The 12774-nt window shown below is 53.0% G+C and carries 12 protein-coding genes; 5 read left to right on the top strand and 7 right to left on the bottom strand.

Annotated features, from left to right (window positions below; all coding sequences use genetic code 11):
* Nucleotides 1–165 precede the first annotated feature (165 nt).
* Nucleotides 166–2952, bottom strand: coding sequence for a DNA polymerase I (gene polA, locus BV405_RS06480; RefSeq protein WP_086480035.1), 2787 nt, complete (start codon nucleotides 2950–2952; stop codon nucleotides 166–168).
* Between the two features lie 95 nt (nucleotides 2953–3047).
* Between polA and BV405_RS06475 the strand changes: the two genes are divergently transcribed.
* Complete coding sequence (locus BV405_RS06475) at nucleotides 3048–3338, top strand: DUF2782 domain-containing protein (protein ID WP_086480034.1); 291 nt, start codon at nucleotides 3048–3050, stop codon at nucleotides 3336–3338.
* A gap of 109 nt (nucleotides 3339–3447) precedes the next feature.
* Nucleotides 3448–4398: a homoserine kinase gene (locus BV405_RS06470; RefSeq protein ID WP_086480033.1), complete on the top strand. Its 951-nt coding sequence runs from the start codon at nucleotides 3448–3450 to the stop codon at nucleotides 4396–4398.
* 118 nt (nucleotides 4399–4516) lie between these two features.
* Here BV405_RS06470 and BV405_RS06465 read toward each other — a convergent pair whose 3' ends face one another.
* A complete protein-coding gene (locus tag BV405_RS06465; protein ID WP_086480032.1) occupies nucleotides 4517–4762 on the bottom strand; it encodes a YheV family putative zinc ribbon protein in 246 nt (81 codons plus the stop codon).
* Between the two features lie 146 nt (nucleotides 4763–4908).
* Nucleotides 4909–6948 (bottom strand): oligopeptidase A, encoded by a 2040-nt coding sequence (gene prlC / locus BV405_RS06460; RefSeq protein WP_086480031.1) that lies wholly within the window; start codon nucleotides 6946–6948, stop codon nucleotides 4909–4911.
* Nucleotides 6949–7094: 146 nt separating this feature from the next.
* On the opposite strand from prlC, the gene BV405_RS06455 reads away from it, so the two are divergent.
* From BV405_RS06455 to BV405_RS06445, 3 genes are all read left to right on the top strand, one after another.
* Nucleotides 7095–7679 (top strand): gamma carbonic anhydrase family protein, encoded by a 585-nt coding sequence (locus BV405_RS06455; protein WP_086480030.1) that lies wholly within the window; start codon nucleotides 7095–7097, stop codon nucleotides 7677–7679.
* Between the two features lie 203 nt (nucleotides 7680–7882).
* Nucleotides 7883–8707 carry a M48 family metallopeptidase gene (locus BV405_RS06450; RefSeq protein WP_086480029.1) on the top strand — a complete coding sequence of 275 codons (825 nt, stop codon included), beginning with the start codon at nucleotides 7883–7885 and terminating at the stop codon, nucleotides 8705–8707.
* 44 nt (nucleotides 8708–8751) lie between these two features.
* On the top strand, nucleotides 8752–9030 hold the full coding sequence (locus BV405_RS06445; protein ID WP_086480028.1) for a hypothetical protein: 279 nt from the start codon (nucleotides 8752–8754) through the stop codon (nucleotides 9028–9030).
* Nucleotides 9031–9118: 88 nt separating this feature from the next.
* Here BV405_RS06445 and aroE read toward each other — a convergent pair whose 3' ends face one another.
* The 4 genes from aroE to tsaC all read right to left on the bottom strand — a co-directional run bounded on the left by aroE (nucleotide 9119) and on the right by tsaC (nucleotide 12707).
* Nucleotides 9119–9958 carry a shikimate dehydrogenase gene (gene aroE / locus BV405_RS06440; RefSeq protein WP_086480027.1) on the bottom strand — a complete coding sequence of 280 codons (840 nt, stop codon included), beginning with the start codon at nucleotides 9956–9958 and terminating at the stop codon, nucleotides 9119–9121.
* Between the two features lies 1 nt (nucleotide 9959).
* The gene (locus BV405_RS06435) at nucleotides 9960–10703 is read right to left on the bottom strand and encodes a hypothetical protein (RefSeq protein WP_086480026.1); all 744 of its coding nucleotides are present in this window, start codon (nucleotides 10701–10703) and stop codon (nucleotides 9960–9962) included.
* 160 nt (nucleotides 10704–10863) lie between these two features.
* Nucleotides 10864–11781: an oxygen-dependent coproporphyrinogen oxidase gene (hemF, locus tag BV405_RS06430; RefSeq protein ID WP_086480025.1), complete on the bottom strand. Its 918-nt coding sequence runs from the start codon at nucleotides 11779–11781 to the stop codon at nucleotides 10864–10866.
* A 338-nt stretch (nucleotides 11782–12119) separates the two neighbouring features.
* A complete protein-coding gene (tsaC, locus tag BV405_RS06425; RefSeq protein WP_086480024.1) occupies nucleotides 12120–12707 on the bottom strand; it encodes an L-threonylcarbamoyladenylate synthase type 1 TsaC in 588 nt (195 codons plus the stop codon).
* Nucleotides 12708–12774: the final 67 nt, after the last annotated feature.

The raw sequence follows: 12774 nt of genomic DNA, 5'->3' as shown, positions 1-12774 counted from the left end.
AGACCACAAAATTATTCAGGAATAGACCAGAAAGCAAACGGGGCGAACCTCCGTCGCCCCGTTATTTCGATAATAGACCAAGCCGCATGGCAACTTGACTACAATTTGCTCCGTTTTATTACGTCAGGTAACCAAAACGGTTTTACCGCAGATAACAAAACCTGATCAGTGCGCCTGATCCCAGTTTTCGCCGCTATCGGCTTCCACCAGTAACGGCACATCCAACTCAACAGCATTTTCCATCAGCGGCAGCAGACCGGCCTTAAAGGCTTCGACCTGTGCTTCCGGTACTTCAAACACCAGTTCATCGTGTACCTGCATGATCATCTTCACATCTTTGCAGGCCGGATCTTTGCCTGCACCTAACCACTGATCCACGGCGATCATCGCTTTTTTGATGATATCCGCAGCCGTGCCCTGCATCGGCGCGTTAATCGCGGTACGCTCGGCGGCTTTACGCATAGCGCCGTTACGGGCGTTGATCTCCGGCAGATAGAGGCGACGACCCAGCAGAGTTTCCACGTAGCCCTTCTCCTTGGCACTTTCACGGATGCTGTCCATATAGCGCGCCACACCCGGATAACGGTCGAAGTAACGCTCGATATAGATCTGCGCCTGACCACGTTCAATATGCAGCTGCTTGGCTAAACCAAAGGCGGACATGCCGTAGATCAGACCGAAGTTGATCGCTTTGGCACTGCGGCGCTGATCATTCGTCACCTGATCCGGTGTGCAGCCGAATACTTCTGCCGCCGTTGCCTTGTGCACATCCTGATTGTTCTTAAAGGCTTCCAGCAGGCCTTTGTCACCGGACAGATGCGCCATAATACGCAGCTCAATCTGGGAGTAATCCGCCGCGACAATAATGTTGCCGTCCTCCGGCACAAAGGCCTGACGGATACGACGACCTTCCTCGGTACGGATCGGAATATTCTGCAGGTTAGGATCACTGGATGACAGACGACCGGTGGCCGTTACCGCCTGATGATAAGAGGTATGGATACGGCCGGTACGGGCGCTGACCATCTGCGGCAGTTTGTCGGTATAGGTGGATTTCAGTTTGCTTAAACCACGATGCTCCATGATCAGCTTAGGCAGTGGATAGTCCAGCGCCAGCTCCTGCAGCACCCCTTCAGCGGTGGAAGGTTTACCCTTTGGCGTTTTCTTCAGCACCGGCAGCTGCATCTCATCATAGAGAATCTCGCCCAGCTGTTTGGTGGAGCCCAGATTGAACTCTTTACCGGCCAACTCAAAAGCATCACGTTCCAGCTCGGTTAGACGAGCCGTGATCTGCTGGCTTTGCTCAGCCAGTTTAGCTGTATCAATTTTGGCACCATTACGCTCAATGCGGGACAGTACCGGCACCAGCGGCAACTCCACCTCGGCTAACAGATCACCCAGATGACCTTCGGCCTGCACCATAGGCAGCAGTTTGTTGTGCAGACGCAGGGTGATATCCGCATCTTCAGCGGCGTAAGGCGCAGCCTGCTCCATCTCGATCTGGTTAAAGGTCAGCTGCTTGGCACCTTTACCGGCGATCTCTTCAAAACTGATGGTGGTATGCCCCAGATACTTGCTGGACAGGCTGTCCATATCGTGACGGGTCGCGGTGGAGTTGAGCACGTAAGAAGCCAGCATGGTATCGCTGGCCACGCCCTGCAGCTCAATGCCGTAGTTGGCCAGTACATTGATATCGTATTTCAGATGCTGACCGATCTTGCCCTTGTTCGGATCTTCCAGCAGAGGTTTCAGCTGGTTCAGTACCCAGTCACGATCCAGCTGCTCCGGTGCGCCCATGTAGTCGTGCGCTACCGGCACATAAGCGGCTTTACCGGCTTCCACGGCAAAAGAGACACCGACAATCTGCGCCTGCATATAATCCAGGCTGGTGGTTTCGGTATCAAAAGCAAACTGCTCAGCGGCTTTCAGCTGATCCAGCCACTTATTGAAAGCTTCTTCGGTAAGTACGGTTTCATAGTCACCGGCAATGGCAGGCGCTTCATCTTCTGCAGCCAGTTCAACTTCTGCAGCGGTGGCTTCTTCATTAGCGACTTTGGCAGAACTACCTTCGGCACGATTCAGCGCATTGAGCCAGGTTTTAAATTCCAGCTCAGCGTACAGCTCTTTCAGAGTGTCGGTATCCTGTGGTGCCAGTACCAGCTCTTCGATGGTGACATCCAACTCAACATCGCACTTGATCGTCGCCAGCTCGTATGACAGATAAGCCATATCTTTGTGTTCGGCCATCTTCTTCGGCAGGGTTTTAGCGCCACGGAAGCTCAGCTCCGGAATCTTATCCAGATCGGCATAGATAGCATCCAGACCACCGATTCCCTGCAGCAGACCTAAGGCGGTTTTCTCGCCCACACCCGGTACACCCGGAATGTTATCCACCTTGTCACCCATCAGCGCGAGGAAGTCGATAATCAGCTCAGGGCCAATACCAAACTTGTCGTGCACACCCTGAATATCCATCACGGTGTCGGTCATGGTGTTCACCAGCGTTACCTTTTCGGTTACCAGCTGCGCCATATCTTTATCGCCGGTTGAGACAATCACAGAGCGGCCTGCAGCCTCGCCCTGTTGCGCCAGCGTACCGATCACATCATCGGCCTCAACACCTTCCACACACAGCAGTGGCAAGCCCATCGCTTTAATCGCTTTATGCAGCGGTTCGATCTGGGAACGCAGTTCATCCGGCATCGGCGGACGCTGCGCCTTGTACTCGGCGAACATCTCATCACGGAAGGTTTTACCCTTGGCATCAAACACCACCACAACCGGCGCCTGCGGGTACTGTTTCAGCAGGCTCTTCAGCATATTGATCACCCCTTTGATCGCACCACTGGGCTGACCCTTGGAGGTGGTTAAAGGTGGCAGGGCGTGGAAAGCTCGGTACAGATAGGAGGAGCCATCAACCAGAACCAGAGGCAATTGGGTGGTGTCATTCATACAGGATATCAACTCAACTCGGTTATACTGGGAACATATTGGGATTCATCATAATGCACTCAGGATTCAGACCAAAGGTCTGACAAGGATTTAACATGAAACGCAGCCTGTTTTTTGGCCTGACCGCTGCCCTGTTGCTGTCATTGCCCTTGGGCACTGCCTATGCAGAAGAGCAACAGCCGGAGCCTGAAATTACTATTCGTGACGGCGGTGACCGCACCCTTTATGAGTACCGTGCGAACGGCATTCTCTATGCGATTAAAGTGAAGCCAAAGGTAGGTCCTGAGTATTTTCTGGTGGATGCCAACGGTGACGGAAACTTTGTGCGCAAAGAGACCACCCGTAAGTCGTTCCTGATCCCGGAATGGGTACTGCTTCGCTGGTAATACCAGTAAACAACAAGAAAGCAGACCATCTTATTGATTTTGCAGTTCTTTTAATAAAAAATCGCTGCTGAAATTTTTTATCCCTGCACACTGATTAAGAGCACCGACCATGGCCGTTTATACCCAGGTTTCCGAGACTGAACTGAATTCCTTTCTGCAAGGCTACGGCATGGCCAGCAATTACCAGCTGCAGGGACTGATGGGCGGCACCGAAAATACCACCTATCGCATCAGCTATGACGGTCAGCCTGAAAGCTACATCCTGACCCTGTTCGAACAGGGTGATCACAGCGATCTGGGTTACTTTGTTTCTCTGCTGACTCAGCTGAAAGACAAAGGTATGGATACTGTGGCAGCGCCTATCGCTGATGCCAAAGGCGAGTTTCTGCAGACACTGGCAGACAAGCCGGCTCTGCTGTTCCCTTGCCTGAGCGGTACGCATCCGGCAAACCCGGGTATCGAGCATGCCAAACAGCTCGGCCAATGGCTTGGCCAGATGCACGTTACGGCGCAGCAGTTTGATCTGCACAAAGCCAATAACCGCTCTGTCGACTGGATGAAATCTGTAGCCCCGGACCTGCTGCCTTTAATCGATGAGATGGATCAGCAGCTGATGCAGCTGGAGATCAGCCACTTTGCCGATCTGCTGGAAGAGTGCCCGGATCTGCCGGAAGGTATTTTGCACGGCGACCTGTTCCGGGATAACACCTTCTATGAAGGTGAAACCCTGACCGGTGTGATCGACTTCTACAACGGCTGTAACGGTCACCTGCTTTATGATCTGGCGGTGGTACTGAACGACTGGAGTTGTCAGGATGGCAGCGAACCGGATCTGGAACTGCAAGCCGCCCTGCTGGAAAGTTACGAGAGTGTGCGTCCACTAACGGATACCGAACGTCACGCCCTGCCAGGTTTCCTGCGCGCCTGCTCCCTGCGCTACTGGATCTCCCGCCTGCTGGCGAAACATCTGGCAGAAGAGGAAGGCCATGCCCACGGCTTTAAAGATCCCGAGCACTACAAACTGATCTTGCTGAACCGCATCAAGCAGGCAGGTTGGTAAGACAGAACAGGTTCTGAGATTCACTTTCCCACGAGAAAGAATCCGACCAACAAAAAAGGCGAAGCCCGATAACTGGCTTCGCCTTTTTTAATTCTGCTACCGCGATAAGCGCACCCGCTTACTTGGCTTTAGGATCCATCAGGTTGACTACCTGAATCTCATCCCTTGGATCAGCCTGAGTCTGGTTTACGCGAGTCGCGGGTTCTGCGACTTCCGGTGGTGCGGTCAGGGACATCTCATCGGTGAAGTCACAGGCAACACACTCACGGTACTGGATATCGTCCTCGGTCCAGGCTTTCAGTTTATCCATCTCACCACAGCGCGGGCAGACCGCACCGGCGATAAAGCGTTTCACAATTGTCATATTTTTTACCTGTAAAAGACCTGTAAAAAGTACCTGTTTAGTGTTTTTTCAGCCGGACAGGGCGGCCATTATGCCGCCCTGTCCGTAGGAACACCATTAGCGTTCCGGCTTATTCCGCTCTTGAGAGCCTGCTCTTTAAGCCCGCCTTAACCCTGAATACCAGAGTGGCGCAGCAACGCATCCACTTTCGGTTCGCGGCCACGGAAGGCTTTAAACAGCTCAGCCGGTTCACGGGAACCGCCCATCTCCAGAATATTCTCCCGGAAGGAACGACCGGTCGCTTCGTTAAAGATACCTTCCTCTTCAAAGCGGGAATAGGCATCTGCCGACAGCACTTCTGCCCACTTGTAGCTGTAGTAACCCGCTGCATAACCTCCGGCAAAGATATGACTGAAGCTGTGCTGGAAACGGTTAAAGGCCAAAGGTGGCAGCACCGCAACCTGGGCACGTACCTCATCCAGCAACTGCTGCACGCTGGAGTTCCACTCCGGCTGATATTCGTTATGCAGGCGGAAATCAAACAGAGAGAACTCCAGCTGGCGCACCATCATCATGGCGGACTGGAAGTTCTTCGCCGCCTGCAGTTTATCCAGCATCGCCTGTGGCAGCGGCTCACCGGTATCCACGTGACCGGCGATCAGTGCCAGACCTTCTTTCTCGTAGCAGAAGTTCTCCATAAACTGGCTTGGCAGTTCCACCGCATCCCACGCAACGCCGTTGATACCGGAGACATCGGCGACATCGATTTTGGTCAGCATGTGGTGCAGGCCGTGACCGAATTCGTGGAACAGGGTGGTGACTTCATCGTGGGTCAGCAACGCAGGTTTGCCACCAACCGGGGCGGAGAAGTTACACACCAGATAAGCCACCGGCAACTGAACAGAACCATCGGCTTTACGGCGACGCACACGGCAGTCATCCATCCAGGCACCGCCGCGTTTGTTTTCACGGGCATACAGATCCAGATAGAAACCAGCAATCGGCTGACCATCCTGCGAGATCTCGTAGTATTTGGCATCCTCGTGCCAGCGATCTACCTGCTCGGTTTTCTCTTCGATGGTGATGCCGTACAGGCGGTTCACCACCTCAAACATACCGGCGATCACTTTTGGTGCCGGGAAATAAGGGCGCAGCTCTTCCTGAGAAATCGCATAACGCTGCTGGCGCAGTTTTTCGCTGTAGAAACCCACATCCCAAGCTTTCAGCTCGCCATCAAAGCCTTCTTCGTTGGCGTAAGCCTGCAGCTCTTTAAACTCCTGACGGGCCTGAGGTACAGAGCGCTCCGCCAGATCGGTCAGGAAGCCCAGCACTTCATCGGTGCTGGAAGCCATCTTGGTTTCGATGGAGTATTCCGCGTAACTGCCAAAGCCCAGCAGTTGCGCCAGCTCGACACGCAGTTTCAGAATCTCTTCCATCACCGGAGTGTTATCCCACTGACCGGCATTCGGCCCCTGATCCGATGCGCGGGTAACAAAGGCGGTGTACACCTCTTCCCGCAGGGAACGATTTTCCGCATAGGTCATCACCGGATGGAAGGCCGGGAAATCCAGCGTTATCAGCCAGCCGTCCAGCTCTTTCTGTTGGGCTAACTGTTGCAGCAGGCCTAAAGCACTTTCCGGCAGACCGGCCAGCTCTTTCTCATCGGTGATATGTTTGGTCCAGCCCTGCGTCGCGTCCATAACGTTTTCAGAGAACTTGTTGCTCAGCTCTGACAGGCGGGATTTCAGCTCGCCATAACGCTTTTTCTTTTCTGCTGGCAGATCGATACCGGACAGGTGGAAATCACGCAGGGTGTTGTTGATCGCTTTCTGCTGAGCTTCGTTCAGGTTGGCAAACTCAGGGCTGGCTTTAAGGGCTTTAAAGCTTTCGCACAGGGCTTCGTTCTGGCCGATCTCGGTACTGTACTGAGACAGTTTCGGCAGGCAGGCGTTGTAGGCTTCACGCAGAGCATCGCTGTTCAGTACGCCATTTAGGTGCCCCACTGGTGACCACATCTGCGCTAAGCGGTCTTCATGTTCACTCATCGCCTGTGCCAGAGATTCCCAGCTTGGGTTCTCCTGCTGTTGCAGCTCGGCAATGGCCGCGCGGTTGTCCGCCAGAATCTGATCCAGTGCCGGTTCAATCATTTCCGGTTTGATCTGGCTGAAGGGTGGCAGGGTATGACTTTCAAGTAACGGATTGCTCATGGATGAATCCTTATCAGTAATCTTTGGCTTTTTCGCTTACAGTGAATATGGGGACGGAGCACAGAAATTCCACCGGTCAGCGGGTTATAATCGCCGCACAGCTTTCCTCATTTTACGATAACGACAACTAAAACGGAGCTTCAGCCATGTCTACAGCCAAACCGGCAAACACCGCGTCTGCAACTACCAGCAATATCCGCTCATTTAAAGAGTGGACACCTAAGCTGGGTGAACGGGTATTTGTCGATCCAACCGCTGTGGTTCTGGGGGATGTTGAACTGGGCGATGATTGCTCTGTCTGGCCGTTAACTGTGATCCGTGGCGATATGCACCGCATCCGTATCGGCAGCCGCACCAGTGTACAGGATGGTTCGGTACTGCATATTACCCACGCAGGTCCCTTTAACCCGGATGGTTTCCCGCTGATTATTGGCGATGATGTCACCATTGGCCATCAGGCGATGCTGCACGGCTGCACCATTGGCAGTCGGGTGCTGATCGGTATGGGCGCTATGGTGATGGATGGTGCGGTAGTGGAAGATGATGTCATTGTTGGAGCCGGCAGTCTGGTGCCACCGGGTAAGGTACTGGAAGCCGGTCATCTCTATGTCGGCCGCCCGGTGGAGAAAAAACGCCCGCTGACCGAGAAAGAGATGAAGTTTTTTACCTACACCGCTGGTAACTACGTCAAACTGAAAGATGAGCATATCGCTGAAGGCTATGGCTGTTAAAAGGAACGGCTAAAAAGAATCTCTGAACCCTGCTCCGGCAGGGTTCTTTATTTAGGTCTAAAGTTCTCTCTGTTTGCACCAAATAGAGGCTGTACTCAAAATTCATTTCAGCGATAATTCTACAGAATACCCCGTTTGATTATATTCGTTTGATTACAACACTGTGCCAACCACTGGCACAGGTGACCGCGAAAGGATTATCTATGCCATCACAACAGGTTTCCCGTTGGTTCAAAAAAGCGCTGATTACGGGTGTCAGTGCAGCACTTCTGACCGCATGTGCGAGTTCGCCTACCGGTCGTCAGCAGCTCAAACTTTTCCCCAGTTCTGAGATCGATCAGATGGGCGTGCAGTCCTTTGCTCAGATGAAAGAGCAAACTCCGGCCACCAACAATACCTCCACCAGCCAATATGTGAATTGCGTGGCAAATCAGGTAATCGCTCAGGTGCCCTCCAAGTACGGCATCAAAAACTGGGAAGTGGTGGTGTTCGACTCCGAACAGGTGAATGCCTTTGCTCTGCCCGGCGGTAAAGTGGGTGTTTATACCGGTCTGCTGAAGGTTGCCAACAACCAGCACCAGCTGGCTGCGGTTATCGGTCATGAGCTGGCGCACGTATTAGCAGAACACGGTAACGAGCGAGTCTCCACCGCCTTTGCTACCCAAACCGGTCTGGCACTGGCCTATAAGATCAGTGGCGAGCCAAGCGAAGAGAAAGATCAGCTGTTCGCCCTGCTGGGTATTGGTTCTCAGGTTGGCGTGGTGCTGCCCTTCGGGCGCATTCAGGAAAGCGAAGCGGATGTCATGGGTCTGGAACTTATGGCCAAAGCAGGCTTCCAACCCCAGCAAGCAGTTAACCTGTGGCAGAACATGGCGAAAGCCAGTGGTGGTCAGAGTCAGCCGGAGCTGCTCTCGACTCACCCATCCCATGATCGCCGGATAACGGATCTGCAGAAGCAGATGCCTAAAGCTAACGGTCTTTACGAGAAAGCAAAAGCTGCCGGTCGTGTACCGAGCTGCTCAATTTAACTCTCATTTTAACGACGCACCGATAACAGGTAATTTTCTGAACAATGATGTATTCGATTAAAAACCGCTGGGTACTTTGGGGCCTGGCACTGATGGTTGTTCCTTCCGTTGCCATGATGAGCGGCTACTGGGCGGAACTGACCGAAGTTCAGAAATGTATCGCCGAGGGTATGGGCTTTGATTACCGCGTGGGTGAGTGTATCGAAGGCCGTACCATCTTTGTGCCCTTCTCTGAACGCCAGCCTCTGCTGGTGAACAGCGGTATCCTGTTATCGATGCTGGGTCTGATCCTGTGTCTGATCGGGCTGTATAAGAAGCGCTGATCCGAGCAGGCCTTCAACTTCAGACACAAAAAAGCCAAAGCAACTGCTTTGGCTTTTTTTGTTCTGGCAATCCATAAGGCTGGACAAACTAGCTCTGCAGCTGCGCCCTCAGATCCGCCAGCACCTCTGCGGTATCCGGTTTTACGCCACGCCAGATGCGGAACGACTCTGCGGCCTGCTCCACCAGCATACCCAAACCATCAATCGCCTTGGCCGCACCATGCTCCAGCGCCCATTGGTTAAAGACTGTCGTCTCCGCACCGTACATCATGTCGTAACAGGCGGCGTTATTTGCCAGCAGGCTATCTGGTAGAGGTGGCAGATCCCCGGACAGACTGGCAGCGGTGCCATTGATCACCAGATCAAACTGCTGACCGTCGAGATCGGTAAAGCCACAGGCGGAAAGAGTACAGCCTTCCGGCAGCAGGTCTTTAAAGATATCTACGAGGAGTTCCGCTTTGGAAACGGTGCGATTCGCGATAACCACAGAAGCCGGTTGCTGCTCCAGAATCGGTTCGATCACACCGCGCACAGCACCTCCGGCACCCAGAATCAGCACACGCTGGCCTTTGATGCTCACCTGCTGGTTATCGGTCAGGTCTCCCACCAGACCGACACCGTCTGTGGTATCACCCCAAAGCTTGCCATCTTCCGCCTGCCAGAGGGTATTCACAGCACCAGCGCGCTGAGCGCGGGCGGTCAGCTGTTCTGCGGTTTCAAAAGCATCCTGCTTGAAAGGCACTGTGATATTGCAGCCCCGCCCCTGATCCGCCAGAAAGGCGCGCAGCGATTGAGCAAAAGCCTCCACCGGTGCCAGCAAGGCTTCGTAACTCAGCAGCTGTTGTGTCTGACGGGCAAAAGCCTGATGAATCTGAGGCGATTTACTGTGAGCAATTGGATTACCGAATACCGCGTAACGATCGGTCATCTTAAACCTCCGTTGCCTGAGGTGTTGCTACCTTGCCGGAAACCACTTCAGCAACCACAGGCTTCAGTGCCTGAATCAGACCTTCAGGATCACCGTAGAAATCTTCATGCTGGATCTTCTGATAACGACCACGATACTTAATGGCAAAGGTCGGATAACCCTGACCTTCTGAGGAGGTCATCATGTTATGGCCCTGGGTAAACAGTGGGTCCATCAGCTCTGACCAGCCAGCACGTTTGCTCAGTTTCTCTTTCAGAGCGGTCTGATCTTCCAGCAAGCCATCAGTAGCACTGATCAGCAGATCGGTTTCATTCAGGCTAAAACCTTCACGGAAATGATGGTTCTGCAGACGCTTGATGTAATCCAGCGTCTTTTCCGGGTCACCCTGCAGAATCAGTTCATGGATGGCGATACTGGAAGGACGGGAGTCCAGTGCACAGTCTGGCTGCTGAATCAGTTGCTTAAAGCCCATACCGATAGTCTGACCGGTAATCTGCTCGATACGCTGGCTGGCAGCCAAAATATGATCACGGAAACGCGGCCCCAGCACGCGGGATTCGCGAATCAGACCACCCAGATAGATCTGCCACTGCAGCTGATCACCAAACTCTTCCCGCATCGCTTCCACAATAGGGGCTGCGGCATAACACCAGCCACAGAGCGGATCCATAATGTAGGCGACCTGAAGTTTGTGGCTAACATCATTATTGGTAGGCATAGCATCGTTGGCGGCCTGTTGGCTCATCTTCTGGCTCCTGCAAAATATTTCAGCAACGCCTTTTGGCAGACGTTTCGGATAACAATTTGAATAGGGTTAGAACCGGGCTGCGGGTAACAGCCCGGATTTCTTTCTTTAACTAAGGCGTTCAGGATAATCCGACACAGGTGAAACCCTGGTGACAAAGTCAGATCCAGTCGCGGTGTGGCAGGAAGCGCTCATAGAGCTCTGCTTCGGCACTGCCAGCTTCCGGCTCGTAACCATAATCCCAGTGCACCACAGGAGGCAGCGACATCAGGATAGATTCAGTACGGCCACCGGACTGCAGGCCGAACAGGGTGCCACGGTCGAACACCAGATTGAACTCCACATAACGGCCACGGCGGTAGCACTGGAACTTGCGCTCGCGCTCACCAAATGGCGTATCTTTACGCTTGGTCACGATCGGACGGTAAGCCTCCAGATAACTGTCACCCACCGCCTGAATAAACTTAAAGCACTCCTCAAAGCTGCCAAAGGTGGCTTCGTTCAGGTCATCCATAAAGAGGCCACCCACGCCACGGGCTTCTTCACGGTGCTTCAGGTAGAAGTACTCGTCGCACCATTTTTTGTACTTGGGATAAACCTCTTCACCAAACGGCTCGCAGGCTTTTTTCGCCACCTGATGCCAGGCAACACAGTCTTCTTCAAAACCGTAGTAAGGCGTCAGATCGTAACCACCGCCAAACCACCAAACCGGCTCTTCGCCTTCTTTCTCGGCAACGAAGATACGCACGTTCATGTGAGAGGTGGGAACATAAGGGTTCTCCGGGTGCATCACCAGAGACACACCGGCAGCATGGAAACTACGACCCGCCAGCTCAGGACGCACCGCTGATGCACTCGGAGGCAACTTACCGCCAAAAACGTGGGAGAAATTCACGCCACCTTTTTCAAACACAGCACCATCAGTAATCAGACGGGTACGGCCACCGCCGCCCTGTTCGCGCTGCCAGTTATCTTCCTGAAAACCAACCTTGCCATCTTCTTCAGCAAGACCTGCGCAAATACGATCCTGCAGGTCGAGCAGATAGGATTTAACGGCTTCAAAATCGACAGCACTCATGGCGTTCTCCGGTGGTTAAGCGTTTGCAGGCAGGCTCTTGAAAACATGGGTGACACCAAGCCTGTCTGACAATAAAAGGGATGAGTTTCGCTACAGGAAACTCAATCAAAAAAGTTGCCGCAAATACTAGGGGGAATACCCATCATAAACAAGGGACAGAGGGATTCGCTAAGTCCGGCAATGATTCTGCTAAAGCGGGATTCAAGATCGGGATAAAAAGTAGGTGTGGATAACAGATAGATATGAATAGAAACCGTGGTGAATCAAAACCGGCCCTTCAAAAACCTGAAGAGCCGGATTCGGTAGAAAAGTCATCTATGGCGACTCAACAGCCTGGACTAAGGACGCAGGGTTTCACCGGTCAGCAGATTACGAATGGTACTTGGCTGACCCAGCCCACCCAGTTCGCCGGATAAAACAAAATCCAGACGATCTTCAAAGTAGGTGTGGATATCTTTTTCACTCAACGCAGGATCTTCCCCCGCCGGATTGGCTGAGGTAGACACAATCGGACCACCAAACGCTTCACACAGCGCCTGTACCAATGGATGCGCGGTAACCCGCATAGCCACCAGCGGATGCTGACCTTTGATTAGTGTCGGAACTTTATCCGAAGGAGGCACTAACCACGTATTGGGGCCGGGCCAGGTGTGAGTGAGTTGTAACTTTTTCTCATGGGAAAGCTCTTCCATAAAGGAAGGTTCCATATAGGGCAGCACCTGCTCAAAGCTGGCCGCAATCAGAATCACGCCTTTACCGGGATCACGGGATTTCAGCGCCAGCAGTTTTTCCATCGCCTCGGTATTTAAGGGATCACAGCCCAACCCCCAAACCGCTTCTGTCGGATAGGCGATTACACCACCCTGTTTCAGGGTGTCTGCCGCTTGCTGAATCAGTGAATTATTTAGAGACGCTTGTTTTGTCACGGGAGTACCTGTTCTTTCTTCTTTGATAACCGGAAACTAGAAACTTCTGACGCTTGGCTTGCGATCT

Source organism: Oceanospirillum sanctuarii (genome assembly GCF_002150805.1).
Classification (GTDB): domain Bacteria; phylum Pseudomonadota; class Gammaproteobacteria; order Pseudomonadales; family Halomonadaceae; genus Oceanospirillum; species Oceanospirillum sanctuarii.
The sequence above is the reverse complement of the archived record's forward strand: the minus strand, read 5'-3'. Positions and strand labels throughout refer to the sequence as shown.